Origin of the sequence: Mesonia ostreae (assembly GCF_031845265.1) — a bacterium.
Classification (GTDB): domain Bacteria; phylum Bacteroidota; class Bacteroidia; order Flavobacteriales; family Flavobacteriaceae; genus Mesonia; species Mesonia ostreae.
This window is the reverse complement of sequence record NZ_JAVRBG010000020.1, coordinates 1-19,479: the sequence shown is the minus strand read 5'-3', so window position 1 is coordinate 19,479 and position 19,479 is coordinate 1. Positions and strand designations below refer to the sequence as shown.

Here is a 19,479-nt window from a genome sequence, read left to right as displayed (position 1 = left end):
GCCAAAGCGGGGTGCAAATATACAACCTTTTATTCCTTTCTAACAAAAAAAATCTTAGATTTATTTTATATTTTTTTCAAAGCACTGAAAATAAATACAATGGAAATACAATAGAGATGATTTAGAGCTAGTGTAGAGAAAAAATCATCGTGCTTCTACCATTTTTTAGTCAATAAATAATTTTGTTATATCATTATTGTTTGTTAAAGAATCAAAACTTAATTACAACATATGAACAAACAACGACTGTTATATTATATTTAAAATATGTCCCATTCCCAATATACAGAATAATTTTCAAAGAGAACAAGATACCTATTTAAAGAACTTTTTAGATTTCAACACTCTCCTATTTTACCAGATATTCAACCGACCAGTTATAAAATATGTCTAGATCTAATAATGCTTTAAAGAATAGCAATAGAACTGGACTTGAGAAATTAATTCCAGCGTTTCATACTTGCAGAGAAATCTATAGCAATGATCGGCTCACTGCGATCCAATTCATTTTTCTGAAAACTCCTTCTTAAAATATGCTCTATATAATAGTCCTCCCTCACAAGTAAAGGATCGTAAGTTTCTTTTAGAGAAATATTAAAAAGACTTGCTGTAGTATTGTACCAAAAGGCATTCCACCCGCTTCTTAATTCTTTTATCACATTAAAGGTAGTTTCTCCAGTTTGGCGGTACATAAGTTTTACCAAGATTTGTCCTTCCGTTTTAGTGAGTTTTTTTAATTCTTCAGAAAATTCATCTTCAATATATTTTTGAACAATTTTCGTGTACTTTTTTTTCTTGTACTTACTTTCAATAGAATTAAGACGTTCATTAAGTTCGGTCAACCTTTCCGAGGCTAAGACCGCGTAGGGCCATACCTTTTTCGTTTTTCTGTGTAAAATTAAATAAGTTCTTCGCTCTGCTCTACTTTTAAATTTAAAAGGTCCTAACAGAAGAACCTCATCGAGATTCACCGCTTCAACAGCAAGGGAATCATCTTTTACCATGTACAAACCAGGAGATGTTACTAAAACATGCGCTTTAGAAGTGTCATTTAAAAACACTCTATTCTTCTGTTGCGCCTGAAGCACAAAAGAGAGGAAGAAGATATATAGAATAGCAAGATGCTTCAACATGTTATTTTTATACCTAATGAATAGCTAAAATCATTCCAAAATTAATTCCGCTTCAAGCGTTAGGATTTTATTTATTGCTATTTTCGTGAAAATGTAAAATTTCAGTTATGAGCAAAAATAGTATCCTTAATAAAAAGTCACTTACTTTTTTAGAAAAATATTTAAATAACGCCGCTCCAACCGGGTACGAATCGGGAGGACAGAAAATATGGATGGAGTACTTAAAACCGTATGTAGATGAATTTATCACCGACACTTACGGAAGCGCGGTGGGAGTTATTAATCCAAATGCTAAATTTAAAGTCGTTATAGAAGGACACGCCGATGAAATTTCATGGTATGTGAATTATATTACTGATAACGGTCTTATCCACGTGATTAGAAACGGGGGAAGTGACCATATGATTGCTGCTTCTAAACGCGTAAACATTCATACCAAAAACGGAATTGTAGATGGAGTTTTTGGCTGGCCAGCAATTCATACTAGAGATAAAAGTAAGGAAGAGCATCCTAAAATAGAGAACATCACCATAGATGTAGGTTGCGAAACCAAAGAAGAAGTTGAAAAATTGGGCGTACACGTAGGTTGCGTAATCACTTATCCAGACGAGTTTTTTATTCTGAATAAAGACAAGTTTGTATGTAGAGCATTAGACAATAGAATGGGCGGTTTTATGATTGCTGAAGTGGCTCGTCTTTTAAAAGAAAATAAGAAAGAGTTAGATTTTGGTTTATACATCACCAATTCTGTACAGGAGGAGATTGGTCTTCGCGGTGCCGAAATGATTACCCAAACCATTAAACCCAATATCGCCATTGTGACCGATGTAACTCACGATACTTCTACCCCAATGATTAGTAAAGAAAAAGAAGGTGACACCAAAATTGGTGCCGGTCCTGTAATTTGCTACGCTCCTGCCGTACAAAATAATTTGCGTGAAATGATTATTAATACTGCAGAGAATAATAAAATTCCGTTTCAACGCGCTGCAGCTAGTAGAGCGACGGGGACAGATACAGATGCTTTTGCCTATAGCAATGGAGGTGTAGCTTCAACGCTTATTTCTTTGCCGCTTCGGTATATGCATACCACGGTAGAAATGGTGCATCAAGACGATGTAGAAAATGTGATTAAGCTTATTTATGAAAGCCTTCTTCAAATTAAAGACGGAGATACGTTTAGCTATTTTGATTAAACTTACGCTTTCGCGGAATTGATTTCATTTCATTTCTTAGTGAAAGATAATTAACCAAAATTTAAGCCTCTTGATATTTTTAAGAGGCTTTTTTTATGCAACAATTCATTAAACTATCATAAATAGTATTCCATAAAGAAAAATTTCACTTTTTATTATCAGTTTGCTTTAGTTTTTAGCTCTAAATTCAGTGCATAAATAAACTGAATCGTGCGACTATCCCCTCAACAATTAAAAAAGATTATTCAAGAACCAGAAGAGTTTACCAATCTGGCTCAACTACGTTATGTTTCAGACGAAGACCTCAGCATAAGTAGGCATAAAGCGGGAAAAGGCTTTTATTACAAAGACAAAAAAGGAAATACCATTTCTTCCGATAAGGAAAAAGCGCGTATTAAAGCTTTGGTGATTCCTCCCAATTGGAAAGACGTTCGTATCACTCCGCTAAAAAACGGACATCTGCAAGTAGTGGGTCGAGATGATAAAGACCGAAAAGTGTACCTCTATCATGAAACTTGGAACACGTTTAAAAATCAAACCAAATTTTATAAGATTGCAGCTTTTGGACAGCAACTTCCAAAAATCAGAAAACAAATTGATAGCGATTTAAAAAAGAAGGGAATGCCAAAAGAAAAGGTGTTGGCTTTGGTGATTCGTCTTATGGAAGAAACTCACATTAGAATTGGCAATCACTATTACGCCAAAAAGAACCAAACTTACGGTCTTTCTACATTAAGATCTAAACACGTACATATAAGTAAAGATATTCTTAGGTTTGATTTTATTGGTAAAAAAGGAAAAGAGCATCAAATTGATATCACCGACAAGAAGCTAATTGAACTGGTACAAAACTGCGAAGAAATTTCTGGCTGGGAACTTTTTAAATATTATGATGACGACGGGCAAAAGCAAGTGATTGACAGCACCATGGTGAATGAATACATTCAAGAAAGTTGTGGTGATTTTTATTCGGCTAAAGATTTTAGAACCTGGGCTGCGACTAAAATATTTTTTGAGACTTTAAGAGATCTTGGTCTTGCAGAAGAGGAAAAGCAACAGCAAAAAAATTTAAACCTCGCTTACAAAGAGACTGCCGAAGCTCTAGGAAATACGAAGAGTGTTTGCAAAGAATATTACGTGCATCCCATTATTCCAGAAAAATATCTTGACGGAAGTATTTCTAAGTACTTTGATAAAGTAGATAAAAATACTACTGCTAGAAAAAACCAGCTTTCTAAAACAGAGGAAGTTTTACTCGATCTTATGAAGAGTTTTGAAATTGATTTTAAGAATTAAGCTCTATATTCTTAAAATTCTTTTTATTTGTAGAAATCGCATTCCGTTTTATCTATAATTTCATCTATGAGTAAAATACTACCTAGTAGGAATTCGTTCTTTTATTCTTCATTTCAAAACTTCACGCTAATCCTATTTTTTTTTACGCAATTGGGATTTTCTCAAGAAGAAGAAAACTCTTGGAAAAATCATTACATCTCTTCCGAAGTTCTTTTTGGAAAAACAGCACCTTCCAATGAGTTTTTTCCTAGTGCTTCCTTGCATACTGGATTATCTCTAGGTCTTGGAAAAAAACATTTAAAGAGTAAAAGCGAATGGGCATATCGACTTAACTATCCTAAAACCGGAATTCGACTCGGAATTAAAGATATGGGAAATCGCGATGTTTTGGGATATCAATTTTCTATACTACCTTATGTAGAGATGCCTTTATTTCCCAAGAAAAAAAATCCTTTAAGTCTTAGAGTAGGCCTGGGAACTTCTTATTTCAATAAAAAATTTGACGAAGAGAACAATTCTCTTAACCATGCTGTTTCTACTAATTTCAGCTGGGCTTTTGATCTTTTTTTCTACTATCCTATTCTGCAAAGCCCTACTACAAATTTACGCTTGGGTTTAGGATTTTCCCATCAATCTAATGGTCATAAAAAATTACCCAACAATGGTTACAATTCTTTTTTAGGCAGTTTGAACGCAAATTTCAATTTTCATAAGGAAGAGCGTCCTTCAAAAATTTTAACGCATCCTAGCTTTAAATCTTCTCAAAATTATTATTTGATGCTGGAAACGGGATGGGGAGAAAATTCGCTTTCGCTCAGTTTTAATCAACCTAAAAATGTATATGCCTTAAGGTTGGGTGTAGGAAAAAAAATAAACAACACCTATAGAATCGGTGTTGGAGTTTTTTACCATTTTTATCGACATTATTACGATTACATTCGCAATAACGAGTCTTTGGTACAAGGTGAAGAAGAATTTGAATCCTTAAAAAACCATCCTGCATTAAATGCATCTGCCTTTGGTGTTTTTATTACAGGGGAAGTGATTCTTTTAAATCACATAGGTCTATTTGCTCAAATAGGAGTCAATTTACATAAACCTTCTTATGGCATTGATTGGCGTATAAATGAAGGCTGGCAAGATACTCCGCAAGAAATACCAGAAGGATGGGTTTTGGGAGAATACAACTCCAAGTACAAAATCAAAAAGTTAATTTCTACTAGATTGGGAGCAAAATATTACTTTACTGGAGTAGATACAAACCCTGTTCATAATTTCTACTTATTTGCAAGTAACAATGCGAATCTGGGACAAGCTGATTTTAACGAGTTTGGTCTAGGTTATATTTATAATTTTAAAGGCTAGTAATTTTTCTGAAAATCGTTTCTTATGTTTTTGCAAATACACTCTTTTATTTCACTTTCTCAACTCAAAGTGAAAGCTTAGAGCAAGAGTCTGAAAATTATGAGATAGACCAGTAGCGTTAATACTGCTAAAACAAAGAGTAGAAATACATAATCTTTCGATTTTGGAGATACTCTTTCTGATTCTGCTTCCGGAAAAATAGCTTTTAATGCCTCCTTTTCTTTTGCACTTACTCCTATCTGATAATAATTGCCTTCAAAATTAAATCCAAATATAGAGAACCATTCAAAGAAGCCAAGGTTTTTGTATTCATAAAAAAAGGATGCTCAATTTTCTTAAAGGGAATGAGTTTTTTTTCCCATTTTAAGGTCTCGTTCTCTCAACTTTAAGACTTGTCTTTTTGCCGACAACCATTTGGGATTATGTTGGCTATATTCTATTGGTCGAGAACTTAATATTATTTCTCTGTACATCATCATTGTTTTTTGAAAAAGAACCAAGACCTATTTATAACTAATTAATAATTCGTAATTTTTTTTAAAATTATTCTTTCACTTCTGGTACAATCAGTTTGAGAATAGCAATATTATCTACCCAAATAAGCCAAGACATTTTCTTCAATTCGTTGCTTAATATTAGAGATGTCTGCTTTTACAAAATTTTCTCCGGTGATGTTTTCGTACAATTCGATGTAACGCTCAGAAACTGATGTGATATAGTCATCACTCATTTCGGGAAGCTTTTGACCTTCTAATCCTTGAAAATCGTTCTCTATAAGCCACTGTCTTACAAACTCTTTAGAAAGTTGCTTTTGTTTCTCTCCCTTTTCTTGTCTTTCTTGATAGTCTTCCGCATAAAAATAACGGGAAGAATCTGGCGTATGAATTTCATCTATCAAAACAATTTCTCCGTCTTTCGTTTTTCCGAACTCATATTTAGTGTCTACGAGAATCAATCCGCGAGAAGCGGCAATTTCACTACCTCGTTGAAAAAGTGCTTTCGTATATTTTTCTAACTGTTCATAATCACTTTCAGAAACGATTCCTCGCTTAAGAATGTCTTCTTTAGAAATATCCTCATCGTGATCGCCTTGCTCTGCCTTGGTGGCTGGTGTAATAATAGGATGTGGTAATTGATCGTTTTCCTTTAATCCTTCCGCTAAGGAAACTCCGCAAATTTCGCGTTTCCCAGCTTTGTATTCTCTAGCAGCGTGTCCTGCCAAATAACCACGAATCACCATTTCTACTTTAAAAGGTTCGCACATTTTACCTACCGCCACATTAGGATCTGGAGTTGCTTCGAGCCAATTGGGAACAATATCTTCCGTAGCTTTCATCATCTTGGTCGCAATTTGGTTCAGAATTTGTCCTTTGTACGGAATTCCCTTTGGCATCACCACATCAAAAGCAGAAAGCCTATCTGTAGCAATCATCACCACTTGGCTATTCTCCAATTCGTAGACTTGTCTTACTTTTCCTTTATAAACACTTTTTTGCTTCGGAAATTTAAAATCGGTATCAGTTAAAGTAGTATTCATTAACATATAATTATTCTACGTTTTCTATCTTTTTATAAGCGGCAATCACCTGACGGACTAATTTATGCCGAATCACATCTTTATCATCTAGATAGATGATCCCAATTCCTTTTACATCTTTTAAAATTAAAAGAGATTCCTTTAATCCTGAAACTGCTCTTGGAGGTAAATCTATTTGTCCTGGATCTCCCGTGATCATAAATTTGGCGTTTTTCCCCATACGGGTTAAAAACATTTTCATTTGTGCGTGGGTGGTATTTTGCGCTTCATCTAAAATCACAAAAGCATTGTCTAGCGTTCTTCCTCGCATAAATGCCATGGGTGCAATTTGTATCACCCCTTTTTCAATAAAAGATTCTAAGCGTTCATGCGGAATCATATCTCTTAAAGCATCATACAAAGGTTGCATATAAGGATCTAATTTCTCTTTAAGATCTCCTGGCAGAAACCCTAAATTCTCTCCCGCTTCAACGGCTGGTCTAGTCAATATAATTTTACGAACCTCTTTTTCTTTAAGTGCTTTTACAGCCAAAGCTACTGCGGTATACGTCTTTCCTGTTCCTGCGGGCCCCACGGCAAAAACCATATCGTTTTTCTTGGTGAGTTCTACCAGTTTTCGTTGGTTGGCAGTTTGTGCTTTTATCAATCTACCACTTACCCCGTGTACCAAAATTTCTCCGCTTTGCGCAGAAGTCTCATAGTCTTCTTTCTTTTCACTAGTGAGCACCCTTTCGATCACGGTTTCATCCAGTTTATTGTATTTTCCAAAATGCTCGATAAGCATATGGATTCTTTTATCGAATTCCTCTAAGAGTTCTTCATCGCCAAAAGCTTTTATTCTATTACCTCTAGCAACAATTTTTAACTTAGGATAGTATTTCTTAAGTAGTTCAATAGTTGCGTTTTGTAATCCAAAAAATTCTCTTGGATTAATTTCTGAGAGTTCAATATCAAGTTCGTTCAAATGCAAGTGTATTTATTAATCTTTTATCTTTAAATTCGCATTACAAATTTAGGTAAAAATACCGTCAAATCACATTAAAAATATTAACATCATTTTTCTATGGCTATCATCACTTTAACAACAGATTTTGGGCTCAAAGACCCTTCTACAGGTGCTGTTAAAGGTGCTATTCTAAGCGAATTAGAAGGCGTAAACATTGTTGATATCTCTCATAACGTTTCTCCTTTTCATATTACCGAAGCGGCCTATATCATTAAAAATACTTACAGTAGTTTCCCAAAAGGAACCATTCATATTATTGGAGTAGATTCAGAAATTACGCCAGAGAATAAACATATTGCTATACAATTAGATGATCATTTCTTCATTTGTGCCAATAATGGAATTATGTCCCTCATCGCTGCAGAAATTAAACCTGAAAAAATAGTTGAAGTAAATATTCATAATGCTATTGAAACGAACTTCCCTGTATTGGATGTTTTTGTAAAAGTGGCCTGTCATATCGCTCGCGGTGGCACTCTAGAAGTAATAGGAAAAAGTATTGCTGAAGTAAAACAAATCAAAAAGCTTAATCCGTTTATTAACGATAATCAAGATCAAATTATAGGTCATGTGATGTATATTGATACGTATGGTAATGTGGTGACCAACATCAGCAGGAAAATTTTTGAGAGTGTTGGAAAAGGAAGAGCTTTTGTTCTCAACGCAAGATCTACTAGCTTCTCCACCATTCACGAAAGTTATAGCCACGCCATTAATTTTGACACTCCTAAAGAGCAACGGGAAGAAGAAGGTAAGAAATTAGCTATATTTAACGCCTCTAATTATGTAGAAGTTGCTATTTATAAGAGTAATCCCAATACGGTGGGAAGCGCTTCTACCCTATTTGGACTTCAACTTATGGACACCATCAATATTAAATTTAATTCATGATTGTACGCATTGTAAAAATGTCTTTTCAAGCAGAAGAGATCGAGAATTTTTTAAGTCTTTTCTATAGTAAAAAGCAATATATTCGAGGTTTTGAGGGTTGTAGTTTTCTAGAGCTTTACCAAGATAAAAGCAATCCTTCTATTTTCTTTACGTATAGTTATTGGGAAAGTGGAGACGATTTAGAAAACTATAGACATTCGGCTTTATTTAAAGAAGTTTGGGCTGCAACCAAAATTAAATTTAATGCCAAACCTGAAGCTTGGAGTCTAGACCAACTTGTGAGTTTAAAATAATTTTATGAAGGCTATTTTTTTAAAAGAAATCAATTCGTTTTTCTCTAGTACTATTGGCTATTTAGTTATTGGTGTTTTTCTAGTAATCTGCGGATTGTTTCTCTGGATCTTTAGCGGAGAATTTAATGTGTTAGATCAAGGTTTTGCCAATCTATCTCCCTTTTTCCTATTGTCTCCTTGGGTGTTTTTATTCCTGATTCCTGCCATCACTATGCGCAGTATTGCTGAAGAAAAGAAACAAGGAACTTTAGAGATTTTACTTACTCAACCCATAACCAAATGGCAATTGATTTTAGGTAAATATTTTGGCGCTTTTACCCTTTCGGTATTAGCGCTAATTCCTACCTTATTGTATGTATTCACCCTGTATGAATTAGGAAACCCTGAAGGAAATATAGATTTAGGAGTAGTTGCAGGAAGTTATGCTGGCTTATTTTTCTTAAGCGCCACCTATACTTCTATCGGGATTTTTGCTTCCAGTTTGACAGAGAATCAAATTGTATCTTTTATTCTAGCGGTATTGCTTTGCTTTTTACTGTATTTCGGTTTTGAAGGAATTTCAAATTTTGATATCTTCAAATCTGAGGCTTATAATCTAGAATACTTAGGACTTAGTTATCATTATAAAAGCATTAGTCGTGGTGTGATTGATACCAGAGACCTTATCTACTTTATAAGTGTCATCTTTTTGTTCTTGAGCCTGACTAAGTTGAATCTGGAAAAAGAAAACAAATAATGGGAAAAAATATAAAAGTTATATTCGGAATCCTGATTATTTTAGTACTGGTGAATGCAGTTGCATCGGTCTATTTTGAAAGATTTGACCTTACGCAGCAACAGCGCTATACACTTTCCCAGCCTTCAAAAGATCTCATTAAAGAAGTAAAAGATCCTATTATTGTAGATGTATTTTTAAAAGGAGATTTTCCTTCGGAATTTAAACGTCTTCAATCTGAAACCCGTTATCTACTGGAAGAATTTAGCGCTTATAATTCTGAAATTAAATTCAATTTTATCAACCCGCTAGAAGAAGGGGTTGATGCACAAATTGTTGCGAATAATTTCTATAAGGCTGGAATGATGCCAGAAACCTTAAACATGAATCAAAACGGAAAGGTGAGCGAGAGTCTTCTTTTCCCTTGGGCGGTGGCGTATTATGACGACAAATCTGTCCAGATTAATTTATTAAAAAAGAAAATAGGAGATTCTAACGAGCAAATTGTGAATACTTCCGTAGAAAATTTAGAATACGCTTTCGCGGATGCTTTTAGCAAATTGATTTATGGGAAAGACAAAAAAATTGCTATCATGCGCGGCAATGGTGAACTGCCCGAAAAGAATATTGTAGACTTTGTAGGCAAGCTAAAAGAATACTATTATATCGCTCCTTTTACGTTAGATTCTGTTACGAGTCAGCCGCAAAGAACTTTAAAACAATTAACAGAATACGATTTAATTTTAGAAGCTAAACCCACTCAAAAATATTCCGAAGAAGAAAAATTAGTTTTGGATCAATACCTTATGCAAGGCGGAAAAATGATGTGGTTGGTAGAAAATACCGCTATTGAAAAAGATAGCTTATTTACGAATCCAGATAATGCGACGCTTGCTTTTCCTCGAGATTTAAATTTAAATGATTTTTTCTTTAAATACGGAATACGTATTAATACTTCCTTGGTGAAAGATGTTATTTCGGCGCCTATTATCTTGGCACAAGGTACAGGTAATGAGACTCAATTTAATCCTTTTCCTTGGAATTTTTCTCCGTTAGCAGTTTCTAACAATTCGCACCCCATTATTAAAAATACGGAGGCGGTTAAATTTGATTTTGCCAATAGCATCGATACCTTAAAGAATGGAGTTAAAAAAACCATTTTATTACATAGCTCTCCTACTACGAGATTAGAGGCAACTCCGCTTATGGTCAATTTAGAAATGATTAACCAGAAACCTGATTTAGAAAGTTATTCTGCTGGAAAACAAAACTTAGGCGTATTGTTAGAAGGAGAATTTACTTCCGTATACAAAAATAGAATTCTTCCTTTCGAAGTTAATAATTATGCTGAAACCAGTAAGGAAACAAAAATGCTCGTCATATCTGATGGAGATGTGATTAAAAATGAGTTTAACAGAGAAGGTCCTGTTGCTTTAGGATACGATCGTTTTACGGGGACCACTTATGGTAACAAAGAGTTTTTGATGAATGCTATCAATTACTTATTAGATGATACGGGTTTATTAGCCATTAGAGCTAAAAACATTAAATTGGCATTTTTAGACACAAAAAAAGTTGCGCAAGAAAGAACTTCGTGGCAACTTTTTAATATGCTTTTACCTCTAATCGTTTTAGGTATTTTCGCTTTTGGCTTCTATACCGTTAGAAAGAAGAAATACATTAAGCATTAAGAGCATTGATATCTTTTACAAGACTATGTGCTTTTTCTTCTAATTGCTTATTTACTGCTTTTAAATGTTTTCCTTTATCCTCTACCGATTTGTCATTAATCTTTGTGATTAACTCATCGTATGAGCGCATTGCATTTTCTACAATTGCTTCTGATTTTGCTTGGTCTCCTTTAGGATTTACCATTTGATGTAAAAATGCAGCTTCAATAATATCGCCCATTACATAATTTACATTCTTCTTAAGCGTTCTTTTACTTGCCATAAGTACTTATTTATTTTAAGGCACAAAATTACGCTAAAAAAAGATAGGTTTATATAGTTACGTGCAGCAATTTACAATTATTTGAACTTATATTAAGTTCCTTTAAATCTGCAGGAATAAGCATACATTCTCCTAGCTTAATATTCTCATTTCCATCTTCATATTCTATAACCGCACTTCCTTCTACACACATTAAAATCACAAAGCTATCGCTATGAATAGGCAGATTAAAGCTATAATCTTCTTTAAGATGAAGTAGTTGCGTTGTAAAGTAAGCGCAGTCTACAAGGGAATTAAGCTTATTTTCTTTTGAATTGTATCTTATTTTGTAATCATCATTATTACTGTAATCTATTGCGTCTAAAGCTAATTGAGTATGCAATTCTCGTTTCTCTCCATCAATACCTTTTCTATTATAATCGTAGATACGGTAGGTAATATCTGAAGTTTCCTGTATTTCAGCCAATAAAACCCCCGCTCCTATGGCGTGAATCAAGCCTGCTTTGATATAAAAAGCATCGCCACTTTCAACAACTTCCTTATTGAGAATTTCTTCTAAGGATTCATTTTTAAGATGGGACAAATAACCCTCTTTAGTTATTCCATTTTGAAAACCTGTAATAATTTTAGCTTCGGGGTCTGCTTGAACGATATACCACATTTCAGTTTTACCTAAAGTGTCGTGTCTTTTGGAAGCCAATTCATCATCTGGATGAACCTGAACAGAAAGATTTTCTTTAGCATCTATAAACTTTACGAGCAATGGAAAATTTTCTTTATATCGAGCATAGATAGAAGTTCCTACCAGCTTTTCTTTATACTTTAAAATAAGATTTTTTAGACTTTTTCCTCTTAGAGAACCATTTTCTACAACAGAAAAATCGCCATCTACTCCGCTAATTTCCCAGCTTTCACCAATCTTATTTCCAATTTTTTCTTTTCCTAGAACGGAATGTAATTTTTCGCCACCCCAAATCTTAGTCTTTAAAATTGGAGCGAATTTTAAAGGATATAATTTTTCTTCTATCATTCTACAACTCCTTTATAGGAAACAAAATTACGCGGAGTCTCATATAAAACCACTTCTAACTCTAAATCACTCTTTATTTTAGACCTTAATTTATCCCAAATGATTACTACAATATTCTCTGCGGTAGGGTTTAAGTTTTTAAATTCTTCTATATCTACATTCAAATTCTTATGATCTAAATAATCCTCAATTTCAATTTTGATTAAATCCTTAAGCACTTTTAAGTCCATCACAAAACCGGTTTCTTCATCGATGTTTCCCGTAACCGAAACGATTAACTCGTAATTATGCCCATGGTAATTAGGATAGCTACATTTTCCAAAAACATCTAGGTTTTTCTCATCGCTCCAGTCTTTTCGATACAATCTATGAGCAGCATTAAAATGCGCTTTTCTACTTACGGTTATTCCCACTACGCTATAAAATTATAATAATTATCAAAGATTATTTTAAACCAAGCTGTATATTTCTCTGGCTGATTCGCCATATCTTTTTTAATATCTTCCACACTCATCCACTTCCAATCGGCTACCTCATCTGGATTTATCTTAGGCTCACTATTATAATGACCCGTTAAAATATAATCGTATTCGTGTTCACTAAGTCCGTTGTCAAAAGGAGCTTTGTAAATAAAGGAAGCGACTTCTTTAAGATCTGTTTGAAATCCCATTTCTTCCATTAGTCTTCGTTTCCCAGCGTCTACGTTGCTTTCTCCTTCTCGTTGGTGACTGCAGCATGTATTCGCCCACAATCCTGGAGAATGGTATTTTGAATGTGCTCTTTGTTGAATCATGATTTCGTTTTTATCATTATAAACAAAAACCGAAAATGCACGATGAAGCAGCGCTTTTTCGTGAGCTTCCATCTTTCCCATCAAGCCAATTTGCTCGTCGCTTTCATTGACTAAAATTACTTTTTCTTCCATAGAAATCAAAAGTACAAAATTGCATTTCTATTTCATAGGAATAAAAGCAAGCTTAACGTTAAAAGCGCTCTTTCCCACGCAGGCCTACAACAAAAGCGCCATCAAAACCTTTATTTCTTAGTTCTAATTTATAAGCATCGGCTTGTGCTCTAGTTTTAAACTGGGCAGAAAAATATCTACGAAGACCATCTGCATAAGAATAATGATAAACACTTGATAGAGATTTGTATTTGACCACCGGATTATTGCTACTTCCAGCTACCACTTGTACCGTAAATATTTCCTTAGGATTAGGACTATCAAAATCATACGCATCTGTAGTCATCATTTTTTCTGAAGTATGCCTCTTAGTATCTACATTTTCACTACTTCGAACTGCAATTCCTTTACGCATTTCTTGCGGAGTTTCATTTTCGTTAAGAATAATAAACTCGGATCTTCTGTTCATTTGATGTTCTTCCTCGCTACAATCTGTATTATTATCGCAGTCATTAATTAGCTGCGTTTCTCCGTAACCTTTTGCCGTGATTCTGCTTTTATCTATTCCTTTTTGAAGCAAATAATTAAAAGTAGATTGTGCTCTCTTTTCAGAAAGTAATAAATTATAAGCATCTCCTGCGCGACTATCTGTATGTGAGCGAATATCTATTTTCATTTTAGAATATTTCCTTAGAACTGCCAAGACTTTTTGTAATTCTACTTCCGCAGCTTTTCTAATATTAGATTTATCCAAATCAAAATAAATGGGATCTAATTGCAATAACTTACGTAAATCATCACCTTTACCCGCTTTAGTTATCCCAAGTTCCTCCCCTTTTTTCATACTTACAGCAGGAATTTGAATGTTTTTCTCAAACTCAGCACCAGATTTCAGTAATTCTTCCGTAGTAATATAACCCTCTTTAGAAACTCTAATAATGTAACGGGTCTCACAATCTAAGGTAAATTCATACTCCCCTTTTTCGTTGGTTTCCGTATCTTTTAAGAAATTTAAATTTTCATCAAATAACTCTACATTTACTCCTGCTAATGGCGTTTGCGTGCCACTTTCTGTAATTACTCCCGTAATATATTGCTGGCAAGAAGTAATTAAATCTTCTTTTTGTGCAAAGTAGTAAATGTCATCTTCTCCTACTCCACCTTCTCGATTGGTGGTAAAAAAGCCTCTCCTATTATCTCTCCCTAATTCAAAATTAAAATCATCTTTAGAGCTATTTATAGGTCGGCCTACATTAAAAACCTCCCCAAAAGTACCATCTTCTTTTAATACACTCACAAAAACGTCTAAACCGCCAAGCCCAATGTGACCATCGCTAGAAAAATAAAGTTCTTCTTGCTGATTAAGAAACGGAAAAGTCTCTGGTCCCTCTGTATTTATTCGATCTCCCACATTTTCTGTCTTTCCGTATGTGCCATCTTTATGTATGGAAACTACATAAATATCTGACATTCCCAGCGTCCCTGGCATATCTGAAGAAAAGTAAAGTTTGGTTTCTTCTGCATTTAGAGTAGGATGTGCTACAGAATATTCATCGCTGTTAAAGGGAAGTTCTACTGGAGTTTTCCATGCTGCATCTAGACTTTCTCTTTCTGATTTATATATTTTCAAAAAGTTAACTCCTTCTTCACTTTTACCATACTTCTTATTGTTGTAGTTATTTCTGGTAAAATATATACTAAGCTGATCTTTGGTAAGACAAGCCGAAGATTCGTGAAATTTAGAATTTATCACCTCCGACATTAATACGGGTTCGCCTTCTATTTTATTTTCTTCATTAAGACTCACCGTATAAAGATCTAGATAGGGTTGATTATTCCATTTATGGATTCGCTTTACGGAAGAAGGAGTTTCCCGGTTAGAGGCAAAAATTAATGTATTATTGCTGATGTGTGGAGAAAAATCTGAAAGTTTAGAATTTATCGGAGCAATTTCAATATCAAATTTCCCAGATTGAAGCTCTATCAATTCTAAGTAATTCCGTTCTCCTTTTAAAAGTTCTAAGCGAGAGTCGGTTTCATTTAGTTTTTCAAATTCGAGTAAGACCTCATCAGATTTTTTGTACTGTTGATCACTTTTCAAGGCCATGGCATACCGAAACAGATACTCTTTCTCTAAATCTGTTTGTTTTAAATCATATAATTCTTGATACCATTTTAAAGCATTGGGCAAGTCTCCATTAAAATAATAGGAGTCTCCTAGTTTTTCAAATAAGCTTTCAGATTTATATCCAGCTTCCGCGACTTCAAGATAAATTTCTCTTGCATCAATAAAAGCGTATCTATCAAACATTTTATCGGCCTCCTTTAATTTATCTTTTTGAGCAAAGCTTAAAAAGCAAGTGAAGAAAAGTGAAAGGCAAACCAAGTACCTATATATATTTTTACTCATAACTATAAGTTTAGAAAAATCTTAGAGTTAACATCTTGTTGTATTTCTTAAACAATTCAAATCGTAAAAAAACTTCAAAACTCCCGTCATTATATTTTGTGTAGGTTGTCGTATCTGCATCATAGGCAAACCCCAACATCCAAGAATCTGAAAATTGAAAAGCCACGAGACCACTCACTGCAGCATCCCATCTATAAGCTGCTCCCAACGTAAGTTTTTCGTACAATAGAAAGTTGGCAGAAACATCTATTTGCAACGGAGCGCCAGCCGTGATTTTCGTTAATAAAGTAGGTTTCAGTTTTACATCTTCAGAAAGGTCAAATACATAACCTCCCATAAGATAATAACTTATTCTCTCTCTCGCAATACTATTTGAGTTGCTGTTATTGGATTGTTCATAATGTTTGGTTTCTAAAATTCTAGGTACACTTAGTCCTACATAGTACTTTTCTAAAAACAATAATGCGCCCAATCCAAACTGCGGAGAAAATTTATTCTCCACATTAGTCTGAAAATTTGGGTCTGAACTATCATAGATATTCAACTTAGAGTAATCTACATCCAATATATGAGCGCCAGCATTTAAACCGAAATTTAACTGACTTTCTCTTCCTAGTTGAATTCCGTAGCTATAACTCGCATCGATATAAGTTTCGCGAGAAGGACTAATGGCGTCATGATTTATATTTAATCCTATTCCCATCAAATTTTTTGCAATGGGCGTATGTGCACTCAAAGTTTGCGTTGTAGGCGCGCCGTCTACTCCAACCCATTGCGAACGATGAAGCAATACGGCACTTAGAACCTCTCGCGAACCCGCATACGCAGGATTAACGCTAAGCGTATTGTACATATACTGGGTATATTGTGCGTCTTGTTGTGCTTGAGCTGAAAAAGAAGCTGCCACACAAAAAGAAATTGTCATAATGGTCCAAATTACCTGACGCATAAATTTAATTCTTATTAATTAATATATAGGTAACCGTCTTTTTTTGTAAATCAACACTTTCATCTCTGTATTCTAAAAAGTAAAAGTAACTTCCTGTAGGAAGTTGTTCATCTTTTCCTAAAGTCGCTCTTCCTTCACTTATACCTCTAAATAATCTTCCATTTTGGCCATAGCCTTTCACTTCATATACAATAACTCCCCACCGATTTAAAATACTCAATTTATTATCTGGATATTTTTCTATTCCTTGAATATAAAAGAAATCGTTTTTACTGTCATTATTAGGTGATATGGCATTAAAGACTTTTAATCGCTCTAGGTAAAAACCATCTAACTCAGTATTCACTACCCCAGAAATAACATTGATTAGGGTTGGATTGCTACCTTGTGTTTGCATCGTGAAATCAGGAAAATCTACGTCATCTACTTGTATAAAACTAAGTGCATTTCCCAACGGTACTAAAGCGCTCCAATCTCCAATAGCATTAGATTCTACGGTTTGTGATATCCCTAAAGCGTCTGTAACCTCCACATCTATATTGGGTATGCTCGGTTCATTAGGATCCTGCGTACTATTTCCGTTAAGGTCTTCGTATATATGACCTGTTAGACTCTCTGTTGATAATGCCGTAACATAAAAACCATCTACTTCGGTTATGGGTGTTCCTGTAGTAATTATACTATTGGTAGGATTTTCTCCCTCTGTTTGAACTGCATTTTCAGGAAAATCTGGATCATTTATTTGTATAGTAGTTGTCACATTTCCTAACGGAAGTAAAATACTCCAATCTCCATTCGCATCTGACGTAAGCGTTTGAACTACTCCATTTGCGTCAATAACTTCCACATCAACATTTGGCAAATTAGGTTCGTCAGAATCCTGACTAAAACTCCCATTTAAATCCAGATACATATGCCCTGAATAATTTTGAAGATTTACGGGTGCTTGAAAACCATCGCTGGGTTCACTTGTCACAACATTAGCTAGCACTACAGTGGTAGTTGGATTAGTTCCTTCGGTTTGTATAGCTCCCTCAGGAAAATCTGGATCTGTAATATCGATATCACTAGTAGCGGTTCCTTCCGGCAAAATCGCACTCCAATTTCCAACAACATCGGTTTCGACAACTTGAACAATTCCTAAAACATCTGTCACTTCTACATCTATATTTGCAAGATCTGGCTCTGTCGTATCTTGAGTCCCATTTCCGTTAAGGTCATTATATAAATGTCCTTTCAAAGTTCCTGTTTCTAAATCAGTAAACGTAAAACCATCATCTGTTTCGTTTGTTGTTACATTGGCTATCACAACCGTGGTGGTAGGATTAGTTCCTTCCGTTTGAATTGCTCCCGTAGGAAAATCTGGATCGGTGACATCTATATTACTCGTCGCTGGACCTGTAGGTAAAGAAGCTTGCCAATCTCCATTGGTATCGGTTTCTACAATTAATACAATTCCGAAGGCATCTATAATTTGCACATCAATATTAGGTAAATTGGCTTCTCCATTTTCTTGATTTCCATTTCCGTTGGCATCCAAATATAGATGTCCTTTTAAGACTCCTAAGTCTGTTACTGGCAGTGAGAAACCATCAGAAATTTCTGAAGTAGTACTATTCGCAATAACTATTGTGGTAGTAGGGTCTGTACCTTGAGTTTGTACGAAAGCTGGATTAAAATCTAAATCTGTTTCATCTATATTAGAAATCGTATTTCCTTCAGGAACCGTAATGCTCCAATCTCCATTTGCATTAGTTGCCACTATCTGCACGATTCCCAACACATTGGTAATCTCTACATCTATATTGGGTAAGTTCGGCTCTCCTGCATCTTGACTTCCATTGGCATTGGTATCGTAATACAAATGACCAGTTAAAGTACCATTATTTAAACTTGGCACTACAAAACCATCGTCAGTTTCAGCAATAAGACTACTTCCAGTCACAAAAGTTGTGGTAGGATTGGTTCCTTCGGTTTGCGTAGCTCCTAGAGGAAAATCTGGATCGGTGACATCTATATTAGAGGTAGTATTTCCTTCCGGAACTGTAACTCCCCAGTTTCCATTAGCATCGGTAGTCACGATTTGCACGATTCCCACCACATTTGTAATCTCGACATCTACATTAGGCAAATTTGGTTCTCCAAAATCTTGAGTAGCATTTCCATTAGTATCATAATATAAATGTCCTGTTAAAGTACCATCCAATACAGTAGGTATCACAAACCCATCTGTACTTTCCTGAAATAGGTTGACTAAAAATTAAATAATTAATTATAGTCACTTATGAAAACATAAAATGAACACTGGCGAAAAAAAAGCTACCAAAAAGTAAATTTAGAGACCAAACTCTTAGTAGTTGACCAAATCTTGAACGGTCAGATATCTACAAACTCGGCTTCCAAAAAATATGACGTTCCTAGAACTACTATTTCATATTGGTTAAGAAAATACAGTACTTTAGTACAACAAAATACAGGTATGAGTAAAAACGATGAAATTAAAAAGTTAAAGGAAAAGATTGAAGAACTTAAGTTTCAAAAAGACTTCCAACAAGACATTATCGCTGATATGGAACTGATTACAGGTGTCTATATGTCAAAAAAGTCCTTGCCCAAAACATTAGCAAAAGAGATAGAGCTAAAGAAGAAAAACCGTTTAAAAGAAAATGGTTCTATGGATGTTTTGGGATATCTAAACAAGCCTTCTACAAAAGACTCAAAACCCAACAAAAACAACAGTTAGACCATAAAAAACTAATCACATTAGTTAAAGACTACCGGGAAAAAGTAGGTTCTAAAAC

General features: G+C 34.6%; 18 protein-coding genes. 8 read left to right on the top strand and 10 right to left on the bottom strand.

The features are described from left to right. Positions 1 to 440: 440 nt before the first annotated feature. Positions 441 to 1,133, bottom strand: a complete 693-nt coding sequence (locus RLT85_RS14410) for a DUF4294 domain-containing protein (protein ID WP_311402750.1) — start codon at positions 1,131 to 1,133, stop codon at positions 441 to 443. Positions 1,134 to 1,240: 107 nt separating this feature from the next. On the opposite strand from RLT85_RS14410, the gene RLT85_RS14405 reads away from it, so the two are divergent. From RLT85_RS14405 to RLT85_RS14395, 3 genes are all read left to right on the top strand, one after another. Continuing rightward, on the top strand, positions 1,241 to 2,329 hold the full coding sequence (locus RLT85_RS14405) for a M42 family metallopeptidase (RefSeq protein ID WP_311402749.1): 1,089 nt from the start codon (positions 1,241 to 1,243) through the stop codon (positions 2,327 to 2,329). A gap of 210 nt (positions 2,330 to 2,539) precedes the next feature. Continuing rightward, entirely contained in the window at positions 2,540 to 3,625 is a 1,086-nt protein-coding gene (locus RLT85_RS14400; RefSeq protein WP_311402748.1) for a DNA topoisomerase IB, read from the top strand. A 66-nt stretch (positions 3,626 to 3,691) separates the two neighbouring features. Continuing rightward, positions 3,692 to 4,990 (top strand): acyloxyacyl hydrolase, encoded by a 1,299-nt coding sequence (locus RLT85_RS14395; protein ID WP_311402747.1) that lies wholly within the window; start codon positions 3,692 to 3,694, stop codon positions 4,988 to 4,990. Between the two features lie 586 nt (positions 4,991 to 5,576). On the opposite strand, the gene RLT85_RS14390 is transcribed toward RLT85_RS14395, so the two are convergent. Both RLT85_RS14390 and RLT85_RS14385 read right to left on the bottom strand, forming a co-directional pair. Beyond that, a complete protein-coding gene (locus RLT85_RS14390; protein WP_311402746.1) occupies positions 5,577 to 6,527 on the bottom strand; it encodes a phosphoribosylaminoimidazolesuccinocarboxamide synthase in 951 nt (316 codons plus the stop codon). A 10-nt stretch (positions 6,528 to 6,537) separates the two neighbouring features. Then, entirely contained in the window at positions 6,538 to 7,491 is a 954-nt protein-coding gene (locus RLT85_RS14385) for a PhoH family protein (RefSeq protein WP_311402745.1), read from the bottom strand. Positions 7,492 to 7,590: 99 nt separating this feature from the next. Between RLT85_RS14385 and RLT85_RS14380 the strand changes: the two genes are divergently transcribed. From RLT85_RS14380 to gldG, 4 genes are read left to right on the top strand one after another with little or no spacing between them, the layout of a single operon-like run. After that, positions 7,591 to 8,424 (top strand): SAM hydrolase/SAM-dependent halogenase family protein, encoded by an 834-nt coding sequence (locus RLT85_RS14380; RefSeq protein WP_311402744.1) that lies wholly within the window; start codon positions 7,591 to 7,593, stop codon positions 8,422 to 8,424. After that, a complete protein-coding gene (locus tag RLT85_RS14375) occupies positions 8,421 to 8,717 on the top strand; it encodes a putative quinol monooxygenase (RefSeq protein WP_311402743.1) in 297 nt (98 codons plus the stop codon). Before RLT85_RS14380 ends, RLT85_RS14375 begins: the two co-directional genes overlap by 4 nt. Positions 8,718 to 8,721: 4 nt before the next feature. Further along, positions 8,722 to 9,453: a gliding motility-associated ABC transporter permease subunit GldF gene (gene gldF, locus RLT85_RS14370; protein ID WP_311402742.1), complete on the top strand. Its 732-nt coding sequence runs from the start codon at positions 8,722 to 8,724 to the stop codon at positions 9,451 to 9,453. Beyond that, entirely contained in the window at positions 9,453 to 11,123 is a 1,671-nt protein-coding gene (gene gldG / locus RLT85_RS14365; protein ID WP_311402741.1) for a gliding motility-associated ABC transporter substrate-binding protein GldG, read from the top strand. Before gldF ends, gldG begins: the two co-directional genes overlap by 1 nt. Here gldG and RLT85_RS14360 read toward each other — a convergent pair. Genes RLT85_RS14360 through RLT85_RS14330 form a run of 7 tightly spaced genes read right to left on the bottom strand, consistent with a single transcriptional unit; the run spans position 11,113 to position 18,899 of the window. After that, positions 11,113 to 11,385: a hypothetical protein gene (locus tag RLT85_RS14360; RefSeq protein ID WP_311402740.1), complete on the bottom strand. Its 273-nt coding sequence runs from the start codon at positions 11,383 to 11,385 to the stop codon at positions 11,113 to 11,115. The genes gldG and RLT85_RS14360 overlap by 11 nt on opposite strands. Before the next feature lie 49 nt (positions 11,386 to 11,434). After that, a complete protein-coding gene (locus RLT85_RS14355) occupies positions 11,435 to 12,415 on the bottom strand; it encodes a type I phosphomannose isomerase catalytic subunit (protein ID WP_311402739.1) in 981 nt (326 codons plus the stop codon). Then, positions 12,412 to 12,828: a 6-pyruvoyl trahydropterin synthase family protein gene (locus RLT85_RS14350; RefSeq protein WP_311402738.1), complete on the bottom strand. Its 417-nt coding sequence runs from the start codon at positions 12,826 to 12,828 to the stop codon at positions 12,412 to 12,414. Before RLT85_RS14350 ends, RLT85_RS14355 begins: the two co-directional genes overlap by 4 nt. Next, on the bottom strand, positions 12,828 to 13,340 hold the full coding sequence (gene idi / locus RLT85_RS14345; protein ID WP_311402737.1) for an isopentenyl-diphosphate Delta-isomerase: 513 nt from the start codon (positions 13,338 to 13,340) through the stop codon (positions 12,828 to 12,830). The genes RLT85_RS14350 and idi overlap by 1 nt, the downstream gene beginning before the upstream one ends. A gap of 58 nt (positions 13,341 to 13,398) precedes the next feature. After that, positions 13,399 to 15,729: an OmpA family protein gene (locus RLT85_RS14340; RefSeq protein WP_311402736.1), complete on the bottom strand. Its 2,331-nt coding sequence runs from the start codon at positions 15,727 to 15,729 to the stop codon at positions 13,399 to 13,401. Between the two features lie 10 nt (positions 15,730 to 15,739). Then, complete coding sequence (locus RLT85_RS14335; protein ID WP_311402735.1) at positions 15,740 to 16,678, bottom strand: PorP/SprF family type IX secretion system membrane protein; 939 nt, start codon at positions 16,676 to 16,678, stop codon at positions 15,740 to 15,742. 4 nt (positions 16,679 to 16,682) lie between these two features. Then, entirely contained in the window at positions 16,683 to 18,899 is a 2,217-nt protein-coding gene (locus tag RLT85_RS14330; protein ID WP_311402734.1) for a T9SS type B sorting domain-containing protein, read from the bottom strand. Positions 18,900 to 19,046: 147 nt separating this feature from the next. Here RLT85_RS14330 and RLT85_RS14325 point away from each other — a divergent pair, with 147 nt between their 5' ends. Next, positions 19,047 to 19,421: a helix-turn-helix domain-containing protein gene (locus tag RLT85_RS14325; protein WP_311402733.1), complete on the top strand. Its 375-nt coding sequence runs from the start codon at positions 19,047 to 19,049 to the stop codon at positions 19,419 to 19,421. The last annotated feature ends 58 nt before the right edge of the window (positions 19,422 to 19,479 follow it).